Genomic DNA, 22,252 nt, shown 5'->3' with positions numbered 1-22,252 from the left:
CCCTTCTACTCGACTAGTTCAATAAGATATCACAAAAGGAAGAGCATTTACTATAAAATAAGATTTTAAGTATTAATGTCAAATAGAAAAGTAATGCAAAAAATTGAGAAGATGCACATTAGTATTACACGACATAAATAAAAATAAATGGGGGTATAAGTTATGTGGTTAATATAAGGGGTTATTGCAATATTAGTAACTGTTATAAATCTTTCTTTGTATGTAGCAGGAAAGGATTATAAGCTTGCTATGGCGATGGCATTATCATTTACAGCATTAACAATTTGTGCAGATTACAGTAATCTAAATCGGTGGGTAAAAGTGGAAGATTGGGCGGCTTTATCGGATGTAATACCTGGTATGGCAAGGGCATTTTGGTTTTTGACAATTGTTTCTATCTTGCTAAATATAGCACCTATATTTTTAGAACGAAAACGTAAGAAATTATGACTTATGCAATTATTGTGTAAGTCTTATCTATAACGAACGGGTGCATTAGTTGAATTAGTATTTCAATTTAGACCACAATAAGAAACACCGCAATTCGCGGTGTTTCTTATTGTTAATTTATCTGCTATTTAGCTTACTTTTCCGAGTTTTGTACTCAAAACAGACCCCGTTTGCCGTGGCGAGTTTTTTTGTTGTCTAGCTCCAGCGCCTAGCCCCTCGAGGTCACAAGCCAATCGCTTCGGAAGGCAAATAACGCCTTCTGTCAGCGCTCGTCTTGTGCTTGTCGGGTCTGAGCAAGGCGCTTGCGCTTTTCTTAGTCCATATTAAAGAAAGAATAGTGCCATAATCGTACCGACTCCACTAAATAAAAAGGCAAAGCCCATATTCCATAACGATACCTTATATGAATTCTCATGGAGTAAATCTCCAGTTATCGAAACAGAAACATTAAATGGTCCTGCAATCGTTGTCGATAAAGCCGATGTAATTAAAACTAGACTCAAAGATAATGGATTTACAATCAACAAAATTGGTTCTAAAATCGCTGTTAAAATACTTAACGTAACCAAAGGATGAAACCCGGTAAGTGCCAGGACAAGGAATAAAACCTGAATAAACAAAAATAAAAAGATCGGATAGTGGCTTAACCTTGTAAAAGGCTCCTGTAAGTAATCTATAAAACCTGAATCACCTAAATTACTTGTGAAAAATCCAACCCCTAAAAAGAGAACCATATTACTTTTTAAACCAATCGTACGCGTTTTCCATAACGGAACAGCGTATGTCACATAGGATTTTAAACGTTTAATCAAAATTGCCCAAATAAACGAAAAAGGAATAATCACGATTGCAATGGTTTGTAGAAAGCCAATATTTAAAAGATTATTCACACTGACAATCACAATCATAAACAAAATTAAGTAGAACACTAAAGAAAATACCTTTTGTTTCATCAGATGCTTAGTACTTGAAGAGGGCATAGGCGCATCTTCTTCCACAAGCTTATTTTTCTTATATGAAAAATGTCCAATTAGCCAATTTAACAAAAGTAAGATGATAGTAAATCCAATTAGCCATGGTAAAATACGAAAATAAGGAATATGTGTATATTCGATTGTTAAAATCACCAGTAACTCCATAGGGGAGATAATAATACTAAGTACATATCCCCTAAGCATCGCTTGAGCGATAAATTTATTTCTTAGTTTTTCACTAAACTGCAACACATTTTTTTCAATAACGGCCTTTACAAGAGGAAGAGTTGCAAGATTTAGAAACCCACCTAATAAAAAGGTGACGATGGATGTTCTTCCGTATAATTGTCCCAGATGTTGGATGCGGACCTTTAATAGTTTACTAACCTGTTGGTCATAACGGCCGACAATGATAATGGAATTAATAAAAGGAAGTACATAAAAGATAGCTAAAAGCGGGATCATCGATGTCATATACAATGGCAGCTCGGTAAAAGCCCTTCCCTCAAAGAAAAAGACGAAGACACCAATCCCGACAAAAATAACACTGATGGTGCTAAATAGTTTAGATGATCCTTTAATGGATACAAACCATGCAACCATCGCTAAGACCCCAATCGAATAGGAAAGCCATTCAACTTTAATGAGTAGATTAATAAAGTAAGATATAAATAATAAGCTGTATAAAAATAACATATGACCTCTCCTACGTATCTTTTCCGTTTCAATGAATATTCACATTATAGCAGTCAAAGAAATGATTGTGTGAAAAATAAAAAAACCTCATCCATCTCTCATATTCAAAAAACCGCATATTTATATGCTCTTTTTTCTGCACCTAAAAAAAACACAAATTTCTCTAAAAAAATAACATTTCAAAAATATTCCGGGAAAAGTAATATTTGAGATGAGAAAACGCTTTCTTTAAAAAAGGGGGGGGACACATGAATCTGTTGAAAAAATTATATTCATTAATTGACAACGTTTTCGAAAAGTTTACGCTTATCACACTGGTGTGTCTTGTAGCTATTGTTACGATGCAGGTTGCCACTAGATATTTCTTTAACTTCGTATTCTTTTGGTCGGAAGAAATTACGCTATTATTATTAGGTTGGTTTGCTTTTATGGGGATTGCGATTGGTTTTCGCGAATACGTTCATTTGGGTATTGATTCCTTCACTAATTTATTTCCAAAAGGGTTTAACAAAGTATTAGATTACATTATCAATCTAAGTGTTTTCGCTTTCGGAATTTATCTTGTTGTTCAAGGATGGCAATTTACGGTTCTGATGATGGACTCAACTCTTCCAGCAACAAAACTACCAAGTAGTATTACGTATCTAACAATGCCAGTTACTGGATTCATGATATGTATATACTCACTATTGCATCTATTCAATGTAGATACAGCAAGATATCAAGAATTGGAGGAGGGAATGTAGGTGGCAAGCAGCACGATCGCAATTATTATTTTAGTGTCGAGTTTCGTTCTATTAATCTTGTTTAGATTTCCAATCGCACTCACACTCGTTATTTCATCATTGCTAACAGTCATTTATTTAGATATACCATTACCGGTTATTGGGCAACAGATGGTGCAAGGGATAAATTCCTTCTCCTTACTGGCCATTCCATTTTTTATCTTAACAGGACAAATCATGAGTGCTGGCGGATTAGCCACCAGGATTGTTAACCTCGCAACATTAATGGTTGGTAGAATACGAGGAGGACTTGCTATGGTAAATAGCGTAGCCTCACTATTCTTTGGAAATATCTCTGGTTCTGCTGTAGCAGACGTTTCATCGGTAGGGTCTGTTATGATTCCGATGATGAAAAAGAAAGGCTATGAGGCTGACTATGCCGTAGGTGTTACCATTGCGTCTGCTATCCAAGGGGTAGTTGTTCCACCGAGTCATAACTTAGTCTTATATTCATTGGCAGCAGGAGGCGTATCGATTGCCAGCTTATTTATGGCAGGTATTGTCCCTGGAGTTATCATGCTAACTGCATTATGTATCACAGGTTATATCATTGCAGTAAAGCGTGGATATCAAAAAGCAGATCCAGTACCTAGAAATCAAATTGGTGGTATTCTTCTTCACGGGATTCTTTCTTTAAGCCCAGCAGTCATTATTTTAGGTGGGATTATGAGTGGAATCTTTACCGCTACTGAGTCTGGTGCGTTAGCTTGTTTATATTCTTTCATTCTAGCATTTGGTATTTATCGTGATGCTCCATTTAAAACGATTTGGCCAATTCTAAAGAGAACACTCAAAACAGTATCCATGGTATTCTTCTTGATTGCCGCTTCTGCAGCATTTGGTTGGTTATTAGCTTTCCTAAAAATACCGGCTGCGGTAACAGATTTATTACTAGGTATTTCGGATAACCCGATTATCATTCTATTAATCATTAACATTATCTTACTTTTACTAGGTGCGCCAATGGATATGGCACCAATGATTTTAATCATGACACCAATCCTTTTACCAGTAGTAACAAGCTTTGGTATGGATCCGGTACAATTCGGTATTATTCTAATCTTGAATGCAGGTATTGGATTATTAACGCCACCTGTTGGAACCGTTTTATTCGTAGGATGTGCCATAGGTAAAGTTTCGATTGCACAGGGTACAAAGGCAATGCTGCCATTCTTCTACGCATTACTTATCGTTCTATTAATTATCACCTATGTACCTGGGGTTGTAATGTGGCTTCCAAATCTATTAGCCAGCTAACCTAATGCTAGGTGTAATTATAAAAAAATCAAAACATACTTTTAGGGGGAAGACAGAATGAAAAGCAAAAAGTTTTTCGGTCTTATCGCAACTACGCTTTTAGCAACATCTGTACTTGCAGCATGTGGCGGACAAGATAAAGCTGGATCATCTGATGATGGTTCTAAAAAAGAAGAAGCTAAACTTACATTACGTTTAGCAGATAACCACCCAGTCGATTATCCAACAGTCATTGGGGACCAAAAATTTGCTGATTTAGTAAGTGAAAGAACAGACGGTCGAATTACAATTGAAGTATTTCCATCCGGACAGCTTGGAGATGAAAAATCAGTACTTGAGCAAGTTCAACTAGGTGCAATCGACTTTGCTAGAACAAATGCAAGTCCACTAGCAGAATTTAACGATGATTTATCTGTATTCTCTGTTCCTTACTTATTCGATAACGATGAGCATTTATGGAACTTCTTAAATGGTGAAACTGGAACATCATTATTAGAAGGTCTACAAGAAGCAAAAATGCAAGGTCTTGCTTACTATGATTCAGGTTCTCGTAACTTCTACTCTACGGAGCCTTTGGCAAGCATTGACGACTTAGATGGATTAAAGATTCGTGTTCAACAAAGTGAAATGAATATTAAATTAATGGAAGCACTAGGTGCAAGTGCAACACCAATGCCATATGGAGAAGTTTTCTCTGCTCTACAAACGGGAATCATTGATGGAGCTGAAAACAATTTACCAAGCTTTGACTCATCCAACCATTTCCAAGAAGCAAAACACATTATTATGGATGGTCATACTCGTATTCCAGAAGTATTATTAATGAGTAAAACTGCTTGGGACAAGCTTTCTGAAAAGGATCAAGAAATCATCAAACAAGCGGCTATTGATTCAGTAGAAACACAAAGACAAGCATGGGCTGACTATGAAAAGAAATCTTTACAAAAAATCAAAGATGCTGGTGTAACAATTACAGAAGTTAAAGATGTAACTCCTTGGAAAGAGGCTGTTTCATCTATCATCGAAGAATTCGAAAAAACGTACCCAGAAATTGCTAAAGCAGTAGAAGCAGCAAAATAATTGATTGATCTATAAAAGACGTCCTGCCTAGAAATATACTCTATTTACTAGGCGGGCTTTTTTCATTATGATGATAGATAGGATGACAACTAGACTTTAAGAAAGGACATTATGAGAATGCTAGGAAAAAATATCACAGGATTTATTGAGCGTTATATCTTATTGAAAAATAAATCAATCATGACAAAGCTATTTGTTTTTTCTAGTATTCTGGTGGTTTTTCCAGTTCTAGCTGTCGGGTTAATCTCCTATAGAACATCTTCCGTCCAATTGGAAGAGGAGTTCAAGCAATCTAGTAGACAAATTATGGAGCAGGTAGAGTCACATATCGAATATTATGAACAGGATTTTGAAATTACGAGTTTGAAAATTATTAACTCGCCAGACTTTAACGCCATACTGAGAACGAATCAAACGATTTACGATCAAGAAGTTACAGATTCAGCTAGAAACGTTTTGAAAAATGCAGCGTATTCAAGACCTGACATCTCAAACATTACGGCCATACTGGATAATGGGCTTGTCATTGACACATTAGGGCAGCGTAATTATTACCCAGCGTCAAAAATAGAAGAAGAATATTGGTATTCTTCCCTACCTAAGAATGGGATGGTCATGTTAGTCAGTAGGACGTTAAAAATAAAGGAAAAAGAGGAACCTGTTATATCTCTTGTAAGACGTCTGTTCAATCCAAATACGTTTAAGCCTGCAGGCACTCTTGTAATCGATATCAATTTCCGGAGAATTCGAGAAATTTCAAGTATGGTCACATTGAGTGAAAATGGGTATTTTTTCATTCTCGATAATAAAGGGCATTATGTGTATCATCCAGATTCAAAAAAACACGGTACAAAGGTTGAATACAAGCAGCTATTAAAATTGGGTGAGGAAGAAAGCGGTTCCTTAATTATGGATAACGAACAAAAGGAATTCGTTTCCTACTCCCGATCATCAAATCTAGGATGGAGATTTTTTACAGCCGTTCCATACCAGGATTTAAGGGGCCCTATCGAACAAATTCGAACCGTGATTACATGGACAATCGTTATCTCGCTTATTTTTGCTTATGTTTGGGGTACTGTTTTTACAAGGAGAATCGTTCGGCCGATCAGACGACTCCAGCGTTATATGAAAGAGGTCGAAGTAGGGAACTTAAGCGGTAGAGTAGAAGTAGAATCAAGTGATGAAATTGGTCAATTAACACGTGGTTTTAATAATACAGTTGAAAAACTTTCTAATCTATTGGAGGAAGTTTATGTTTCGAAGCTAAAGGAAGCAGAGCTGTCTCTTAATAAAAAGGAGACCGAATTAAAGGTTCTCCAGTCACAAATTAATCCGCATTTTTTGCATAATTCTCTTGAAACGATTAGAGGGATGGCCCTTGAAGAGGGGAAAGTGGAAATTGCAAGTATTTCTTACTCACTAGGAAAACTGCTACGATATAATTTAAGAAATAATTCACCAATTGTTAGTTTTAGAGAAGAAAAAAGAGTTGCCGAGCTATATTTGCAGATTCAGAAGTATCGTTTTGAGGAACGATTTACTTTTTCTTTTGATATTCCTGATTGGGTAATGGATCAAAAGGTTGTGAAATTCTCACTACAACCAATCCTTGAAAATTGCTTTGTCCATGCTTTTGGAACAACTTGTGAAAAAATAAATATTTTCATAAAGGCAGAATTATCCTCGAAAAGCAACTATATGATTCGAATAATTGATAATGGAAAAGGCATAGATGAGGAAGTTTTAGAGAAATTAAACCAAAAATTATTGCAAAGTTCAATTATCTTAGACGGGCAGCATATCGGGATTATGAATGTCCATCAAAGAATCCGGTATCTGTTTGGTGATCAATATGGAGTATCAATTGTAAGTGAAAAAGGGAGCGGTACAGAAGTAAGTATCACATTACCTCTCATTGAAAATAAGGATGTGGAGTCAAATGAAAACGATTTTACTCGTGGATGATGAGAGATGGGTACGCAAGGCATTAATATGGACAATTAATCAATTAAATCTACCTTTAAAAGTCGTTCACGAATGCGGCAATGGGCTTGAAGCACTGGATTGGGTAAAAGAAAATGAAATAGACTTAATCCTGACTGATGTTCGAATGCCGGTTATGGATGGCATCCAATTTGTGAAAGAACTAGATAGTCTGAATAAGACAGTTGATGTTATCGTCATAAGCGTTCATGACGAATTCCAATTTATACAGCAAGCGATGAGAAGCGGGGTAATTGATTACCTATTAAAGCCAATCGATGAGGAAGAATTAAGGGCATGCCTAGTAAAATGGCTGGAAAAAAGCACCACCATTGAAAATAAAGAAAACGATGTATTTGAACAAAATCTTCCCGCCTCGTCAATTGAAAAGGTATTAGAGTATATTTCGAAAACACCATTAAACCAGTTGAACTTAAAGGATGCTGCAAATCATGTTCACATGAATCCAAGCTATCTAAGCCAATTGTTCAAGCAACAATTGAATCAAAAATTTGTCGATTACGTGACCGAGATCAAAATACAAGAGGGCAAAAAGCTATTGGCCCACACAACCTTAAGAATGTCTGAAATTGCAGATAGACTTGGGTATGCAGATGTGGCTTACTTCAGCAATAACTTTAAGAAAATAACGGGACTTTCTCCGTCTGATTTTAGAAAAAATAACACAGTTTTAAATAAATAACATGATAAAGCGGAATGTGTGGTAAACTCTATTTGTAAAGGAAGTATACTAATTCTTTTATTTATACAAAACGAAAGCAAAATGATAAGACAGGAGTGTAAATTGAAGTATGAAAAAATTTATGGATGAAACATTTTTATTATCAAATGACACTGCAGTTGCTTTGTACAATAATTTTGCAAAAGATATGCCAATTATTGACTATCACTGCCATTTAAGTCCACAGGAAATTTATGAAAACAAAACCTTCAAAAACATTACTGAAGCATGGCTATATGGTGACCACTACAAGTGGAGAGCACTTAGAGCAAATGGGATTGAAGAAGAATATATTACAGGTAATGCATCGGATTATGATAAGTTTGTTGCTTGGGCAAAAACAGTTCCAATGACAATTGGAAACCCATTATTCAACTGGACTCACCTTGAGCTTCAACGCTTCTTTGATGTTCATGAGCTTTTAAACGAAAAGACAGCTCCTGCTATCTGGGAAAAAGTAAACAATAAGCTTACTGGTGAAGGCTTCGGAGCAAGAGATTTAATTAAAAAATCAAATGTAGAAGTCGTTTGTACAACTGACGATCCAACTGATTCTTTAGAGTATCACAAGCTTATTGCTGAAGATGCGAGCTTCGATGTGAAAGTATTACCAAGCTTCCGTCCTGACAAAGGTCTAGAAATCAACCAAGACACATTTGTTGACTGGTTGAAAAAGTTAAGTGAGGTTTCAGGGATTGAGATTTCTAGCTATGATGATCTCTTAAAAGCGTTAGAAAACCGAATTGAGTTCTTCCATTCACTTGGTGGACGAGTATCTGACCACGCGCTTAATACAATGATGTATGAGCACACAACGAAAGAAGAAGCTGCAGCAGCATTTGAAAAAGGAATCAAGGGTGAAAAGGTTTCTGTCGAAGAAGAGACAAAGTATAAATCCTATACGTTAGTTTTCTTAGGAAAAGAATATGCAAAGCGTGATTGGGCTATGCAATTACATATTCACGCATTGCGTAACAACAACACAAGAATGGTTGGAAAGCTAGGACCAGATACTGGTTATGACAGCATTAATGATGGTGAATTAGCTCGTCCATTAAACCAATTACTTGATGCACTTGCTACGGAAGATGCATTACCAAAAACAATTTTGTATTCATTAAATCCAAACGACAACTACATCCTTGGCACAACAATCGGTAACTTCCAAGGTGGGGGTAAACCTGGTAAAATGCAATTCGGAACTGCTTGGTGGTTCAACGATCAAAAAGAAGGTATGCTTGAGCAAATGAAAGCATTAGCAAACCTTGGCTTATTCAGCCGATTCATCGGTATGCTAACTGACTCTAGAAGCTTCCTATCTTATACAAGACATGAGTATTTCCGACGTCTAGTATGTAACCTAATCGGAGAATGGGTTGAAAACGGTGAAGTTCCAAACGACATGGATTTACTAGGAGATGTTGTTAAAGGAATCTGCTACCAAAATGCAAAAGAATACTTTGAATTTTAATAGGTACAATCAAAAGGATAGCTCGCCATTTCGGCGGGCTATTTTTGTCCCACGATGATATACTAGCGATAGAGAATTTTCGAAAGAAAGGGAAGGGACACATGGAAAAAAAACTTCCACCAAATCATGAGCATATTGACGAGGGCATGATCAAGCTTGAGGTTAATCTTGACAATATGTCTGGTGAATGGCTTGGCTACGTCATGGATTTATTATTTGATGCAGGAGCAAATGACGTTTACTACACACCGATTTATATGAAAAAAAACCGACCGGCTGTCCTTCTGCAGCTTCTTTGCTCGAAGGGGAAATTGAAGAAAATGAAGGAAATCCTGTTTGCCGAAACGACAACACTTGGGTTACGTTATTATCCTCTGACCGTTCACCGACTCGAGCGAATTTTTACAGAAGTGGTGACAAAATGGGGAAAAGTTACGATAAAAGAGGGAATTTTTGAAGGGGAATCTGTTCAAAAATCACCTGAATACGAGGATTGCCGCAGAATTGCCGAAGAAAATGGAATTCCGCTGAAAAAAGTGTATGAAGAGGTTTGGAAAGAGATTAATAAGGGATGAAAGGTTTTGTTTGTGGGGTAAATACTGTCACTATTTTAAAAATACTGTCACTATATGAAAAATACTGCCACTATTCCAAAAATACTGCCACTAGCTTCACAAAACAACAAAACCCACTGTAGCCAGTGGGTCTCAACTTACATATCATTCAATTCCATCTGCATATATTTCTTCGTATTCGGACCGTAGATTCCATCATCTGCTAGAGCCGCATACATGGATTGGAATCTGCGGACAGCATCCTCCGTTAATGGGCCATAGCTGCCATCAATCATTTTAGGGTCAAAGTGAATATGCTTAAGGGCGCGTTGGATCATGCGAACCTCTTCACCCTTGTCGCCACGTCCCCAAACACCATCGGGAAGTGGAAACTCTTCATGGGCAGAAGTGTCTTGCTTAATGACTTCCTCAAGTTTTTTCAATGTGGCTGGCCCGACTAGTCCATCCACCACTAGCCCATATCGTTTTTGGAACCGCATAACCGCACGCTCGGTTGCAGGACCGAAGCTTCCGTCGGCGCCATAACCAGGCATTGGGAAACCAGCTTGAATTAAGTCTTCTTGAATTTCTTTTACAAATGGACCTTTGTTACCTCTTCGAATTGGAAGTCGAGTTGACACTCCGGCAACAACAGGCTTTGGATTGCTCGTAGGAATCCCTTTAAAATCACGATTATATGATTCTTGTACATCATTTATAAATTCTTCCCAAGATACACCATGGGGTCGTAACGCATTTTGTGGATCTGATCTCCTTGATGGGTCTAACGTGCTATGTGCAACAATATGCCGTTTCGGGTCTAAATTAAACTTGTCACATAAATAAGCATGGTACCAGACATATCGATTATATGCCTCTTGGAAATTAATTTTCCCACCATGGCAAAATTCTACACCAATCGCCGCATCATTAGCATCATCCCCAAACATAGCGTTATCCTTCGTGACATTGTAACGAACATGCCATGCTTTTTCGGTAAGGGGGATTATTTCTAACACATATTTATCATCAATGAACGTATGGGCAGATGCACTTGGCTGTGAACGGTCAAAATAATTTCGATTTCCATAGGCAGTTGACCCTGGATTTCCTGTATCATGACTCACGATAAAACGTACCTTAGAAATCTTTTGGCCTGAACGTGAATTTCCAAAACGAATATAGTCTCTTGTAATTGGATACTCCATTTCATTCACCTCCATGAATTATGAGTATAACAATCCATTCATCATATGCATGAAATGATTGTGCTGTGCCATGTATATGCTTGTATCATGGGCGTCAAGCTGTATGGAGGTTGGAGATTTGAATTAGACAGGAGGAAGAGGAACTAGGGTTTGTGAGTCCAAAAGAGGCCGGGATTCTGACAGAAGGATGGGGGAACTAGTGTCTGTGAGTCCAAAAGAGGCCGAGATTCTGACAGAAGGGTGGGGGATTTAGCGTCTGTGAGTCCAAATGAAACCGTGATTCTGACAGAGCGAATAGAAAAACAAGTCCTGTAGTCCAAATGAATCACAGATTTGGACTAAGGATAGAGAGAACCATCAATAGACGCATATACACAAACAAAAACCAAAGGGAATTGAAATCCCTTTGGTTTGTTATACCTTATTTCTTCTTCTTCGCAGCTCTAGCATCCGCTGCATTTGAGCGTGCCAGTGCTTCTAAATCATCCTGGTCAGCAAGTTCACGTGAGAACTCGACATCACGACCATCTGATTTCATGTTTTTAGGAACCTGTGGTAAGCTCCCTTTGTTTTTATCTCGTGATCTTTGTCCCCTTGATCTTCCCATTATCAACACCATCCCGAAAAATAATGGAGAGGCCGTTACTCACAACCTGCTCAATATTAGGATGACCATGAAATGGGACATCATAAGTGGAAGATACTGATATGTATTATTTTTTTGTATATCCGCCTGCGCGATCCGCCATTTTAAACTCCCTAGAATATGTAACCGCCTGCATGCTGCTTAATGTGCTTTTCGATTTTTCACGTCTTTTATCTTTTGGCATTAAAGGTTCCTCACTTTCTAAGTAATATAGTATTATTTTATCCATCCCCAAAAAATTCAAACAAAAAAACCCGTTAAAAAACGGGTCTAGGTTTAAGCTTCTTTCAAATGTTCTTCCTCATGCATTTGTCCAACACGTAATGTGTGGAGTGTATATAAATCCTTTGATACCTCAAAAAGATTGTAAATGTCGCCATTCGCATTAACCTGGTCAAGCAAGGACTTTCGCGTTTCATTGGCGAAGGTTACATATGGGAGTTTTTGAACGGCCATCAATGAGCGGTGATTATTTTTACGAACTCTCATAAAAATAGTTTCGATTCCGAGTTCATAAAAGAGTTCTGCGAAGAATGCATCCTTAGCGGGTTGGTTGTAACCTTTACCGTGAAATGGTTTACCAAGCCAGGTTCCAAGGAAACCTGCATTGTCTTCGACATCGAATAAATTAATGGTACCGATTGGAGAGCCCCATTCATCTAAAATGGTACGTGAAATAAGTTCACCTCGCTCTTCTGCCTCAATCGTTTGCTTAGTTAAAAATAAAAACTCATCATAAGAATATGCCTTATGACGCACAAAAGGAAAGACATCCGGGTGCACCATTAAGTCATAAAGAGCTTGACTATCTTGAAGTTCACGCTTTTTTAGCATCAGTTTCCCCTCCAAATGAGGACAGACCGGACCTGTGGCAGGATCCACCCTCGAAATTTTTTGTGTTATTAAAAAATTTCGGGGTGGGAATCGAACCCACTAGAACCAGTGAAACTGGTGGCGCACCATTTGCCTTCCCTAAAGTTAGCCACTTTGCGTTGGCCAATTTTAAGTTTTGTATTTTATTGTTAGGTTAATTTTTTTACTTTACTTTAGGTATCATACTTGAATCTTATGTAAAAATAAATAGGTTTTTTGTGAAATTTTTGTATCAAATTATTGGTAATTTCGACGTTTCTGTGGAATCTTAAGACATTATGTCGAATTATCTTTTAAAAATGCTATTTAACGCCTTTTCAACAGTGTTAAATGTAAAAGTAAACCCGTGATTTTCTAGTTTTGTTGGAAGTACTTTTTGACCTTTCAACACTAAAATACTCATTTCACCGAGTAAAAGTTTTAAAGCAAATTCGGGTACCGGGAGCCAGTGAGGACGATTAAGAACGGATCCGGCCGTTTGACCAAACTTCTTCATTTGCGTCGGATTTGGTGCAGTGAAATTAACAGGTCCACTCACGGTATCATGATGTAACAGAAAATCAATTCCTTTAACGACATCATCGATATGAATCCAAGAGAGCCATTGCTTGCCAGAACCAATCGTACCACCGATAAAAAACTTATATGGCAGAATCATGCGAGTGAGTGCACCGCCATCATCCCCTAGCACAACACCAAATCGCAAGAAACAAGTCCGTACACCCAAGTCATCTGCCTTGTTTGCTTCCTGCTCCCAGGCCGAAACCGTATGTGAAAGAAAATCAGTCCCAATCTGAATGGTTTCTTCCGTAAAAGTGGCACTTTCCGATGTTCCGTAAATTCCAATTGCACTTGCATTCAACAGCACCTTCGTCTTTTTCGGCAATGAAGAGATGATACGCACGATTTCCTTAGTCGCAATCAATCGGCTTTCTATAATTCGTTTTTTACGGGTTTCCGTCCATCTTCCGCTATTCAGCGATTCTCCCGCCAGGTTAATAATTGCATCAATCTCCTGTAGCTGATTTTCAGGAGTACAATTTGTTTTCAGCCACTCTACATAATGTAGACTGGGATGATGACTTGTTTTAGCCACATTTCTCGTTAATATAAACACCTCATGATTTTGCCCCAAAAGATAATCCGTTAGCTTTTTCCCGACAAAGCCTGTACCACCTGCAATTGCAATCTTCATGTTTTTCGTCCTTTCCATCTCTTTTCCTAAATAATTCAATAAGTTTTCCGTATATCCTTCAAAAATCTTGTGCTACTATTAAAGGGAGGTGTAATTCAAATGGCAATCATAGCAAAAATCACAACTCAAAAGAAAAACACAGAACGATTTAATATTTTTCTTGATTACGGGAATGGCAAGGGCGCGGAATATGCCTTTAGTGTTGATCAAGATATCCTCATTTCCTTTCAACTGAAAAAAGGTATGGAACTGGATGACCTTGATATTACGGAAATCCAATTTGAAGATGAAGCGAAGAAGGCCTTTAATGTAGCGTTGAATTTTTTATCATATAGAATGCGGTCAACAAAGGAAGTCATTGATTATCTTAAGAAAAAGGAGATTGATGACCCAATCATTCCAGATGTGATCCATAAGCTCGCCGAGTATAAATATATTAATGATGAGGAATTTGCAAGAGCCTATGTTCAAACACAAATCAATACAACCACAAAGGGTCCTGAAGTAATCAAGCAGGAGCTTTTTGAAAAAGGAATTGAGCAGGACCTACTAACGAAAAGTCTTGCACTTTTCACGATGGACGAGCAGGTCGAAAAGGCCATTAAGCTGATTGGAAAAACAATACCTAAAAATAATAAAGCTTCAGAGCGCCAAACAAAACAAAAGCTCGAGCAGACCCTTCAAAGGAAGGGATACACATGGGATGTCATTCAAATCGCCATGGAAGAAGCATCAACTGAGAAGGATACTGATGAAGAATGGGAAGCCCTCAAGCACCAAGGTATGAAGGCCCATCGTAAATATGAAAAACTAGATGGATGGGAATATGAACAAAAAATGAAGCAAACCCTTTTCCGAAAAGGTTTTGATTTAGATATGATTGATAAATTCATCGAACACATAAAGGATGGGGAGAACTAACATGCAAGAAAAACGATATAGCCAGATGACAGAATTTGAATTAAGACAGGAAATCGCCACCTTAAAGGAACAAGCACGAAAGGCTGAACAGCTTGGGATTGTAAATGAGCTTGCTGTGCTTGAACGAAAAGCATCGATGGCAAAGGCTTATATGCTGAATCCAAAGGATTTTAATCAAGGTGAAATATATGAAATTGATGGAGATCCTGGCAGTCATTTTAAAATTAATTATCTCAACGGAGTATTTGCTTGGGGCCATCGTATCGGTCAAGAGGATAAAGAAGAGGCATTGCCGATTTCATTACTTATTAAAGAATAAAAAACCAGAGAGGGAGATCTCTCTGGTTTTCCTTTGTCTAGTTGCAGGTGCCATCGGCTCTCTGGTCAAATCCAATCGCATCGGAAGGTAAAATGCACCCCATCTGTCAGCGCTTGTCTTATGTTTGACTTGCACAGGACAAGGAAAGCTTCGACAGCATGATCCTCGCACGAAGAAAATACATAGCATTTTCGAGGAAGTGCTAACACCGACGTTCGCCATAGGACGTGGCGGCAGGTAGTCGATGTTCTGCAATCCAGGGGCCTTCCACTTTTCTTAATTTACGAGCGTTTTCTTGTCTCACGCTCTAATATGATGAGGTTTTGGGTCAGTCTCGTTTCTCCATTCACCTGTGCCCACGCATGTTTCGGATTGGCCCATGCTTTTTGGAACGGACTATTATATTCATTTAGCTTATATCCTTTTTTACCCATAACACGCACCTCCAAGTAATACTCGATTTTTTGCCCACGTGATGTAGGTCACAAAGACGTTGCCACAGGATGTGGTTTTTAGTCTTTGATCTTAAAAACTCCTGTTTTTAAAAATCGTGTCGTTCACTTGAAGCTTTCATTCGCTCCTGTGGATGTGTGTTAATGGAACCATCTGCTCTTGTTGAAGCGTATTCAGCCTTTGCTCTAGGTTCACCTTGAAACTTATTACGATTCTGGTTTGGGAATCCTTGTTTTTTGTTCCGCATGCGAATACCTCCTATAGAAGCAAAATTGGATATCGTGTAAAAAGGGAGTTCACACCTTTAAACACGTACTACTAGTATGGAGAACTTCTCTTCTTAACATGTAAAATGGACTACGTGAATTAATGGAAATCCCCATAACAACAATTGTTATGGGGAAAATTGGTTAGCTTGGAATGAGCTCAAGTTTTTTACGAAGCTTTTCTTCGCTAAAAATCCAGCCAGTATAGGAAGTTGTAATGTTTAAATCAAGGTCTAACTGAACAATCGCAACAAATGGATAATGCCCCTTGCTTCGATAACGAAGATCAATAAAGCGAACCTCGTAGTGATCGTCATACTCATCGATTTCCCAGCGATAAACAGGTGAGAAGTGAAGAAATGCTGCTAAGTTCTTGTCTTTTTTTGCAGCATTAATAACTGGAGTATCGGGAATTGGGCGCTTTGCAAATTGATCGTGTATAATGACTTCATTGTTTTTGGCACGTGCGACATAAAAATATTTTTCAGTCACGACCGCAATATGCCATTGATTAAAGCGATAGGTTGGCGAAATGATGATTTCTGTGATATTACCATCGATTTTATCACGAACCGCCGTTTCAACCTTATTTCGCATTCGAAATCGGATGATATAATAGACAAAAAGGATGGCATAAACCGAAAAGAAAGTAATTCCCGGATGTAAGCCAAGCTTCCAAACAACGATCCCTGCTAAATGCATTAGAAAAATAAATGGATCAAATGTATTGATAACGCCTAAAGCTACCCATTTATGTGAAAAGGGACGCAATGCTTGTGTTCCATACGCATTAAAGATATCAACAAATACATGGAGGATGACACCGATAAAGGTCCACATCCAAAGATGCAATAAATTAGCTTCAGGATAAAAGAGTAAAAGCCCCCCTGTAATCAAGATAGGCCACAGCAAAACGGCCGGAATGGAATGTGTAATTCCACGGTGGTTTTTTATATATTGAGCATTGTTTCGCAATTTAAGGATGGTATCAAGGTCTGGTGCCTGTGAACCAATTAGCGTTCCAAAGATAACAGCATGAGTTGTAGCGGGATTAATTGTAACAACTGGGTCAAGAGTGGCAATACCACCTAAAGCAAGACCCATAACGACATGTGTGCCTGTATCCAAAAATGGGACCTCCTTTTCGATACTTATCTAAGATTAATGTAACCAAGATTAACTTTTTTAGATAAATTATTTTAATAATAACACCACCGGAGAGGGAATGGTATGAATAAATGAAAATGTTAGAAAATTTTTCGATAAATGAATTCCAAAAAGATTTAATTGATTGGTTTGAAAAAGAACAACGGGATCTTCCATGGAGGCAGGATCAAGATCCGTATAAAGTATGGGTTTCTGAAATAATGCTTCAGCAAACAAGAGTGGATACCGTCATTCCATACTTTGAGAATTTCGTATCTAAGTTTCCGACAATCGAGGATCTTGCTGAAGCTGAAGAAGAAAAAGTACTCAAAGCTTGGGAAGGCTTAGGCTATTATTCACGAGTGAGAAACCTTCATGCGGCAGTTAAAGAAGTTGCAGAAGAGTACGATGGGAAGGTTCCAAACACCGTTAAGGAAATTTCAAGCTTAAAAGGTGTTGGACCCTATACAACTGGGGCGATTCTAAGTATTGCATACGGAATTCCAGAGCCTGCCGTTGATGGCAATGTGATGCGCGTTCTTTCAAGGATTTTATCCAATTGGGATGATATCGCTAAACCAAAAACTCGCCAGCAGTTTGAGGACATTGTTAGAGAAATTATTTCAAAGGAAAATCCATCTGCTTTTAATCAGGCGTTAATGGAATTAGGGGCTTTAATTTGTGTTCCAGGCAATCCTGCCTGCCTCTTATGTCCGGTTCGCGAGCACTGCAGAGCCTTTGCAGAGGGTGTCCAAAAAGAACTCCCTGTAAAAAGTAAGAAAAAGGCGCCAACCGCTGTTTCAATGGCGGCAGTCGTTCTCCAAGACGAAGCGGGCCGATTTTTAATTCACAAACGCCCGGAAAAAGGTCTTTTAGCAAATCTATGGGAGTTTCCAAACCATGAAACAATCTCAGAGCTCCAGGCTCCAAAGGAACAGCTGGGTGAATTTATAAAAAGTAACTATGAAGTTGATACAAAGATTGGACAAGCATTTACAACGATCCAGCATGTATTTTCTCATTTAATATGGAATATCACTGTTTTTGAAGGGAAAGTTGTAGGATCCGTGGATGAGACAGACAATTTAAAACTTGTCAGTTTAGAGGAATTAGAGGCATTCACATTCCCTGTTTCCCATCAAAAAATATTAAAAAGCTTTCTTCAAAGATGAGGAAAGCTTTTTGTTCACACGTTATGTCTAGCTTCAGGCGCCATCGGCTCGAGGTCATAAGCCAATCGCTTCTGAAGGTAAAGTGCACCTTCTGTCAGCGCTCGTCTTATGCTTGTCGCCGATAGACGGGCACCTTGCGCATTTCTTTTAGTCATACGATAATCGAATATCACTCGTGAAGTCATTGTTATGGTAGAACCCGCCTCTAGCTTCAATTTCTTGGACAATTTCATTGTGAAGGGACCTGCCCTCCGTATTTAAATATGGAACAATTTGTTGAAAGGAATGGTGGAAAAAAGCAAGCTCGCTTTCCTTCCATTCATTTTTTGGGATCATTGATAAATGAGTCATGTCACGACCAGAATACATCTCAATTACCCTCCTTTAAAATTCCTTTGTTCAATTAATAAGATTATCCAATTGATGAAAAATTATCCTTTAAAATTATATTATTTTTTTGGATATTAAATTCTCATCTGGACAAATTAATGGACGTGGAGGTGATAACAATGGCTAAACAACCAAACAAATCTTCAGCTGGAACTAACATTCAACAAGTTAGACAACAAAACGCTCAATCTCAAGGTGCTGGTGGTCAATTCGGTACTGAGTTTGGTAGCGAAACAAACGCTCAAGAAGTAAGAAAACAAAACCAACAGTCTCAGTCCAACAAAGGACAAGGCTAACATAAACAGGAACTTTAATACTTAACACAAAACACTTCCTTGCATTCGCAGGGGAGTGTTTTCACTTGTTTACCTTGCACAAAAGGGGATGAGGGACATTCCGGTGCGAAACCTATGCCGAAAAGTCCTTCATAAGCTGAATAAAGGACATTCATACCAAAAAACATAACCGAAAAGTCTTTCATAAACCAAATGAAGAAGCTTCTACATATGAATTGACAAAACCTCCTATATCTCTACATACAAAGACAAAGGAAATTGAGTCTATTTACAGAAATAATAGGGTATAACGGTAATATTGGTTCATAGACAATTAGGAGGATAACAGATGAGCAATTTTAATGACCTTGTTGGTGAACAATTAAAAACAATGGACAAGCTCCTTTTCATTCAATCCGAAATTGAAAGATGCCAGGAACTTGAGACTCAAATTTTAGAACTTCAAAAAGAAACAGAGCTCGAAACGATACAAGAAGAAATTCGGCGAATGCAGGAAGAACTCGTGCAAATTCATGATTTATTCCAGAAACAAACGGAAGAAGTCATCAGATCTTATCAGGGTAAAATTCATCAGCCTGTGTGAACAAATGGAGTCATCGAAAATTTCCGATGGCTCTTTTGTTTTAAAATACTAGTTGAACCGTTATAATAATAGAAAAAGGTTTTTCTTTGTTTTTATACTTTCGATATGGGAGTTCGGCAAAAACCCTATCATATAATATACAAAAATTTAGAAACGTATAAGACAAAGCTGCCCAAAGTGAAAGTAGGGAGAGAGAATGGGTATTCCCATGGAAGGAGACAAAATACAAATCCATAGCTATAAACATAATGGCCATATTCACCGTGTTTGGGAAGAAACGAGGGTTCTAAAAGGAACACAAAGCCTTGTAATTGGCGGGAATGATCGTACAACCGTGACAGAATCCGATGGTCGGACTTGGATTACAAGGGAACCGGCTATATGTTATTTCCATGCGCGCCATTGGTTTAATATTATTGGGATGATACGTGAGGACGGCGTCTATTATTATTGCAATATCAGTTCACCTTTCATTTCCGATGACGAAGCATTGAAATATATTGATTATGATTTGGATATTAAAGTATTTCCGGATATGACATTTACCTTATTAGACGAGGATGAATATGAAAAACATCGTCGTGAAATGAATTATCCTGATGTAATCGATAAGATTTTAAAAAATAATGTGGACAAGCTAATCCAATGGATTCGTGGACGAAAAGGTCCATTTGCACCAGACTTTATCGATATCTGGTATGAGCGTTATTTAACATACCGAAGTTAAATTCATTAAGCAGAAGTCCCCAACTCCTGCTTAATAAATTTAAGCCTCCAGCGGATGCCACAGATTTTCATATGAAAATTTTCGAGCGTAAGGACAAAGACTAAGAAAGCCACTTCCTGTGGCAACGTCTTTGTGACCCACCTCAAGTGGGCCTAAAAAATCTGGGCGCAAATACGCCAAGGCGCATTTGATTTATGACAAAACCTGTTGAACCTAGCAACAGGTTTTAAAATTTTCACAAAATACATAGCATTACAACTTGAAGGTAGGTTAGGGGTTTGGGGAGTACAAGACGTTATATGAAATTCGTGAAGCCGTACCGGTTTCAAATCTTTATTACAATTATCATTGGTATTATTAAATTTTCAATTCCGATGCTTACGCCATTATTATTGAAATATATTTTGGATGATGTCATCGCAGCAAATTTAACGCAGGATGAAAAACTATCAAAGCTCTTCCTCGCAATGGGAATCATGCTCATTATTTTTCTCGTCTTGCGCCCACCTGTTGAATACTATCGTCAATATTATGCACAATGGGTCGGAAGTAAAATTCTTTATGATATTCGGGATCAGCTTTTTGACCATATTCAAAAGCTGAGTCTTCGTTATTATGCCAACACAAGAGCAGGTGAAGTGATTTCGAGGGTTATTCATGATGTTGAACAAACGAAAACCTTTGTTATCACCGGGTTGATGAACCTGTGGCTTGATCTTTTTACAATTGTTATAGCAATCGTCATCATGCTGACATTAGATGTTCCATTAACAATCGTGTCCATCATTTTATTCCCACTCTATGGATTTTCGATTAAGTATTTTTATGGTAGACTTCGCCATCTTACAAGGGCTCGCTCCCAGGCGTTAGCAGAGGTCCAGGGGTATCTTCATGAACGGGTTCAAGGGATTCCAGTCATCCGAAGCTTTGCGATTGAAGACCATGAACAAAAGCTTTTTGATAAGCAAAACAGCAATTTTCTTCAGAAAGCATTAGACCATACAGGCTGGAATGCCAAAACCTTTGCCGTTGTAAATACGATTACCGATATCGCACCACTCCTTGTAATTGGGTATGCCGGATATCAGGTCATTCAAGGGAATCTTACAGTAGGTACATTAGTTGCGTTTGTTGCCTATATAGACCGTCTCTATAATCCGTTAAGACGACTCGTGAATTCTTCGACAACATTAACACAGGCACTTGCGTCAATGGACCGTGTATTTGAATTTATTGATGAAAAATATGATATTGTAGACGGGCCAAATGCGGTTGAATGTAAAAAAGTATCAGGGAATATGAACTTTGAAAATATCTCATTTTCATACGGGGATGATGACGATGATCAAATCGTCTTAAAAAATATCAACTTAGATATTAAAAGCGGGGAAAAGGTCGCCTTAGTTGGAATGAGTGGTGGTGGAAAGTCGACTCTTGTTAGCTTAATTCCAAGGTTTTATGATGTAACAGGAGGAAGGATTCTATTAGATGGGACTGATATTCGCTCCTATAAGGTGAGAAGCCTTCGCGATAAAATCGGGATGGTTCATCAAGATACCTTCTTATTCAGTGAATCAGTCAAGCACAATATACTGCTCGGAAAGCCAGGCGCAAGTGATGAAGAAATTATTGAAGCAGCAAAAGCAGCGAATGCACATGAGTTTATCGAAAATCTCCCACAAGGCTATGATACAAAAGTTGGGGAAAGAGGCGTAAAGCTATCAGGTGGTCAAAAACAAAGAATTGCAATTGCGCGTGTATTTTTAAAAAATCCACCGTTATTAATTTGGGATGAAGCGACTTCAGCATTGGACCTTGAGAGTGAACACCTGATTCAGGAATCACTAGAGGAACTTGCGAAAAATCGAACAACCTTCATCGTTGCGCACCGCTTATCAACGATTACACATGCAGATAAAATTGTCCTCATTGAACATGGGGAGATTGTAGAAATCGGAACACATGCTGAATTAATGAGCAAAAAGGGACATTATTACGATCTGTTCCAGGTTCAACAATTAGATGATTAAAGACACGGAAACGAAATTCCGTGTCTTTTTTT

The 22,252-nt window shown here is 38.1% G+C and carries 25 protein-coding genes and 1 pseudogene; 15 read left to right on the top strand and 11 right to left on the bottom strand.

The features are described from left to right. The first annotated feature begins 183 nt into the window (after positions 1–183). Positions 184–450 (top strand): hypothetical protein, encoded by a 267-nt coding sequence (locus V7112_RS21205; protein ID WP_335423515.1) that lies wholly within the window; start codon positions 184–186, stop codon positions 448–450. A gap of 323 nt (positions 451–773) precedes the next feature. Here V7112_RS21205 and V7112_RS21200 read toward each other — a convergent pair whose 3' ends face one another. Beyond that, positions 774–2,120: a hypothetical protein gene (locus V7112_RS21200; protein ID WP_335423510.1), complete on the bottom strand. Its 1,347-nt coding sequence runs from the start codon at positions 2,118–2,120 to the stop codon at positions 774–776. A gap of 248 nt (positions 2,121–2,368) precedes the next feature. Here V7112_RS21200 and V7112_RS21195 point away from each other — a divergent pair, with 248 nt between their 5' ends. From V7112_RS21195 to larC, 7 genes are all read left to right on the top strand, one after another. Beyond that, positions 2,369–2,866 (top strand): TRAP transporter small permease, encoded by a 498-nt coding sequence (locus tag V7112_RS21195; RefSeq protein ID WP_335423509.1) that lies wholly within the window; start codon positions 2,369–2,371, stop codon positions 2,864–2,866. Further along, the gene (locus V7112_RS21190) at positions 2,867–4,162 is read left to right on the top strand and encodes a TRAP transporter large permease (protein ID WP_335423506.1); all 1,296 of its coding nucleotides are present in this window, start codon (positions 2,867–2,869) and stop codon (positions 4,160–4,162) included. It begins immediately after the preceding gene. 57 nt (positions 4,163–4,219) lie between these two features. Beyond that, on the top strand, positions 4,220–5,242 hold the full coding sequence (locus V7112_RS21185) for a TRAP transporter substrate-binding protein (protein WP_335423504.1): 1,023 nt from the start codon (positions 4,220–4,222) through the stop codon (positions 5,240–5,242). Between the two features lie 117 nt (positions 5,243–5,359). Continuing rightward, entirely contained in the window at positions 5,360–7,210 is a 1,851-nt protein-coding gene (locus V7112_RS21180) for a sensor histidine kinase (RefSeq protein WP_335423503.1), read from the top strand. Further along, the gene (locus V7112_RS21175) at positions 7,185–7,931 is read left to right on the top strand and encodes a response regulator transcription factor (protein WP_335423501.1); all 747 of its coding nucleotides are present in this window, start codon (positions 7,185–7,187) and stop codon (positions 7,929–7,931) included. The genes V7112_RS21180 and V7112_RS21175 overlap by 26 nt, the downstream gene beginning before the upstream one ends. A gap of 109 nt (positions 7,932–8,040) precedes the next feature. Further along, positions 8,041–9,441, top strand: a complete 1,401-nt coding sequence (gene uxaC, locus V7112_RS21170) for a glucuronate isomerase (RefSeq protein WP_335423499.1) — start codon at positions 8,041–8,043, stop codon at positions 9,439–9,441. A 101-nt stretch (positions 9,442–9,542) separates the two neighbouring features. Further along, the gene (gene larC, locus V7112_RS21165) at positions 9,543–10,016 is read left to right on the top strand and encodes a nickel insertion protein (protein WP_335423497.1); all 474 of its coding nucleotides are present in this window, start codon (positions 9,543–9,545) and stop codon (positions 10,014–10,016) included. Positions 10,017–10,153: 137 nt separating this feature from the next. Here larC and V7112_RS21160 read toward each other — a convergent pair whose 3' ends face one another. The 6 genes and pseudogenes from V7112_RS21160 to V7112_RS21135 all read right to left on the bottom strand — a co-directional run bounded on the left by V7112_RS21160 (position 10,154) and on the right by V7112_RS21135 (position 13,917). After that, entirely contained in the window at positions 10,154–10,636 is a 483-nt protein-coding gene (locus tag V7112_RS21160; protein ID WP_335423513.1) for a peptidoglycan-binding domain-containing protein, read from the bottom strand. 54 nt (positions 10,637–10,690) lie between these two features. Continuing rightward, positions 10,691–11,203: pseudogene (locus V7112_RS21155) on the bottom strand (peptidoglycan recognition protein family protein); the annotation flags it as partial. A 421-nt stretch (positions 11,204–11,624) separates the two neighbouring features. Next, entirely contained in the window at positions 11,625–11,810 is a 186-nt protein-coding gene (locus tag V7112_RS21150; protein WP_335423495.1) for a YfhD family protein, read from the bottom strand. A 106-nt stretch (positions 11,811–11,916) separates the two neighbouring features. After that, entirely contained in the window at positions 11,917–12,033 is a 117-nt protein-coding gene (locus V7112_RS21145; RefSeq protein ID WP_335423493.1) for a YfhE family protein, read from the bottom strand. A 92-nt stretch (positions 12,034–12,125) separates the two neighbouring features. Further along, on the bottom strand, positions 12,126–12,683 hold the full coding sequence (locus V7112_RS21140; RefSeq protein WP_335423491.1) for a GNAT family N-acetyltransferase: 558 nt from the start codon (positions 12,681–12,683) through the stop codon (positions 12,126–12,128). Positions 12,684–13,008: 325 nt separating this feature from the next. Beyond that, positions 13,009–13,917, bottom strand: a complete 909-nt coding sequence (locus V7112_RS21135; protein ID WP_335423489.1) for a TIGR01777 family oxidoreductase — start codon at positions 13,915–13,917, stop codon at positions 13,009–13,011. Between the two features lie 99 nt (positions 13,918–14,016). Between V7112_RS21135 and recX the strand changes: the two genes are divergently transcribed. Together recX and V7112_RS21125 are read left to right on the top strand one after the other, a co-directional pair. Then, complete coding sequence (gene recX, locus V7112_RS21130) at positions 14,017–14,838, top strand: recombination regulator RecX (protein WP_335423488.1); 822 nt, start codon at positions 14,017–14,019, stop codon at positions 14,836–14,838. Position 14,839: 1 nt separating this feature from the next. Further along, complete coding sequence (locus V7112_RS21125; protein WP_335423486.1) at positions 14,840–15,157, top strand: YfhH family protein; 318 nt, start codon at positions 14,840–14,842, stop codon at positions 15,155–15,157. A 281-nt stretch (positions 15,158–15,438) separates the two neighbouring features. Here V7112_RS21125 and V7112_RS21120 read toward each other — a convergent pair whose 3' ends face one another. From V7112_RS21120 to V7112_RS21110, 3 genes are all read right to left on the bottom strand, one after another. Then, positions 15,439–15,591 carry a YpzG family protein gene (locus tag V7112_RS21120; RefSeq protein ID WP_335423484.1) on the bottom strand — a complete coding sequence of 51 codons (153 nt, stop codon included), beginning with the start codon at positions 15,589–15,591 and terminating at the stop codon, positions 15,439–15,441. 107 nt (positions 15,592–15,698) lie between these two features. Continuing rightward, the gene (locus V7112_RS21115; protein ID WP_335423483.1) at positions 15,699–15,857 is read right to left on the bottom strand and encodes a small, acid-soluble spore protein K; all 159 of its coding nucleotides are present in this window, start codon (positions 15,855–15,857) and stop codon (positions 15,699–15,701) included. Between the two features lie 163 nt (positions 15,858–16,020). Beyond that, complete coding sequence (locus V7112_RS21110; RefSeq protein WP_335423481.1) at positions 16,021–17,004, bottom strand: metal-dependent hydrolase; 984 nt, start codon at positions 17,002–17,004, stop codon at positions 16,021–16,023. A gap of 110 nt (positions 17,005–17,114) precedes the next feature. On the opposite strand from V7112_RS21110, the gene mutY reads away from it, so the two are divergent. After that, positions 17,115–18,194 (top strand): A/G-specific adenine glycosylase, encoded by a 1,080-nt coding sequence (gene mutY / locus V7112_RS21105; RefSeq protein WP_335423479.1) that lies wholly within the window; start codon positions 17,115–17,117, stop codon positions 18,192–18,194. Between the two features lie 147 nt (positions 18,195–18,341). Here mutY and V7112_RS21100 read toward each other — a convergent pair whose 3' ends face one another. Beyond that, a complete protein-coding gene (locus V7112_RS21100) occupies positions 18,342–18,563 on the bottom strand; it encodes a cytosolic protein (protein ID WP_335423477.1) in 222 nt (73 codons plus the stop codon). Positions 18,564–18,703: 140 nt separating this feature from the next. Between V7112_RS21100 and V7112_RS21095 the strand changes: the two genes are divergently transcribed. From V7112_RS21095 to V7112_RS21080, 4 genes are all read left to right on the top strand, one after another. Next, the gene (locus tag V7112_RS21095) at positions 18,704–18,880 is read left to right on the top strand and encodes a gamma-type small acid-soluble spore protein (protein WP_335423475.1); all 177 of its coding nucleotides are present in this window, start codon (positions 18,704–18,706) and stop codon (positions 18,878–18,880) included. A 328-nt stretch (positions 18,881–19,208) separates the two neighbouring features. Beyond that, a complete protein-coding gene (locus V7112_RS21090) occupies positions 19,209–19,463 on the top strand; it encodes a YgaB family protein (RefSeq protein WP_335423472.1) in 255 nt (84 codons plus the stop codon). Positions 19,464–19,659: 196 nt separating this feature from the next. Beyond that, the gene (gene ntdP / locus V7112_RS21085; protein WP_335423470.1) at positions 19,660–20,190 is read left to right on the top strand and encodes a nucleoside tri-diphosphate phosphatase; all 531 of its coding nucleotides are present in this window, start codon (positions 19,660–19,662) and stop codon (positions 20,188–20,190) included. A 278-nt stretch (positions 20,191–20,468) separates the two neighbouring features. Beyond that, a complete protein-coding gene (locus tag V7112_RS21080; protein WP_335423468.1) occupies positions 20,469–22,220 on the top strand; it encodes an ABC transporter ATP-binding protein in 1,752 nt (583 codons plus the stop codon). The last annotated feature ends 32 nt before the right edge of the window (positions 22,221–22,252 follow it).

The sequence above is a fragment of the Bacillus sp. JJ1566 genome (assembly GCF_036962685.1).
Taxonomy (GTDB): Bacteria; Bacillota; Bacilli; order Bacillales; family Bacillaceae_L; genus Ferdinandcohnia.
The sequence above is the reverse complement of the archived record's forward strand: the minus strand, read 5'-3'. Positions and strand labels throughout refer to the sequence as shown.

Excerpts from the sequence above, each read along its gene's own strand:
- mutY (WP_335423479.1), top strand. The coding sequence starts at position 17,115 with ATGAAAATGTTAGAAAATTTTTCGATAAATGAATTCCAAAAAGATTTA.
- recX (WP_335423488.1), top strand. The coding sequence starts at position 14,017 with ATGGCAATCATAGCAAAAATCACAACTCAAAAGAAAAACACAGAACGA.
- uxaC (WP_335423499.1), top strand. The coding sequence starts at position 8,041 with ATGAAAAAATTTATGGATGAAACATTTTTATTATCAAATGACACTGCA.
- V7112_RS21140 (WP_335423491.1), bottom strand. The coding sequence starts at position 12,683 with ATGCTAAAAAAGCGTGAACTTCAAGATAGTCAAGCTCTTTATGACTTA.
- V7112_RS21145 (WP_335423493.1), bottom strand. The coding sequence starts at position 12,033 with ATGCCAAAAGATAAAAGACGTGAAAAATCGAAAAGCACATTAAGCAGC.
- V7112_RS21115 (WP_335423483.1), bottom strand. The coding sequence starts at position 15,857 with ATGCGGAACAAAAAACAAGGATTCCCAAACCAGAATCGTAATAAGTTT.
- V7112_RS21120 (WP_335423484.1), bottom strand. The coding sequence starts at position 15,591 with ATGGGTAAAAAAGGATATAAGCTAAATGAATATAATAGTCCGTTCCAA.
- V7112_RS21135 (WP_335423489.1), bottom strand. The coding sequence starts at position 13,917 with ATGAAGATTGCAATTGCAGGTGGTACAGGCTTTGTCGGGAAAAAGCTA.
- V7112_RS21090 (WP_335423472.1), top strand. The coding sequence starts at position 19,209 with ATGAGCAATTTTAATGACCTTGTTGGTGAACAATTAAAAACAATGGAC.
- V7112_RS21180 (WP_335423503.1), top strand. The coding sequence starts at position 5,360 with ATGCTAGGAAAAAATATCACAGGATTTATTGAGCGTTATATCTTATTG.
- V7112_RS21200 (WP_335423510.1), bottom strand. The coding sequence starts at position 2,120 with ATGTTATTTTTATACAGCTTATTATTTATATCTTACTTTATTAATCTA.
- V7112_RS21150 (WP_335423495.1), bottom strand. The coding sequence starts at position 11,810 with ATGGGAAGATCAAGGGGACAAAGATCACGAGATAAAAACAAAGGGAGC.
- V7112_RS21125 (WP_335423486.1), top strand. The coding sequence starts at position 14,840 with ATGCAAGAAAAACGATATAGCCAGATGACAGAATTTGAATTAAGACAG.
- V7112_RS21195 (WP_335423509.1), top strand. The coding sequence starts at position 2,369 with ATGAATCTGTTGAAAAAATTATATTCATTAATTGACAACGTTTTCGAA.
- V7112_RS21175 (WP_335423501.1), top strand. The coding sequence starts at position 7,185 with ATGAAAACGATTTTACTCGTGGATGATGAGAGATGGGTACGCAAGGCA.
- larC (WP_335423497.1), top strand. The coding sequence starts at position 9,543 with ATGGAAAAAAAACTTCCACCAAATCATGAGCATATTGACGAGGGCATG.
- V7112_RS21185 (WP_335423504.1), top strand. The coding sequence starts at position 4,220 with ATGAAAAGCAAAAAGTTTTTCGGTCTTATCGCAACTACGCTTTTAGCA.
- V7112_RS21100 (WP_335423477.1), bottom strand. The coding sequence starts at position 18,563 with ATGTATTCTGGTCGTGACATGACTCATTTATCAATGATCCCAAAAAAT.
- ntdP (WP_335423470.1), top strand. The coding sequence starts at position 19,660 with ATGGGTATTCCCATGGAAGGAGACAAAATACAAATCCATAGCTATAAA.
- V7112_RS21095 (WP_335423475.1), top strand. The coding sequence starts at position 18,704 with ATGGCTAAACAACCAAACAAATCTTCAGCTGGAACTAACATTCAACAA.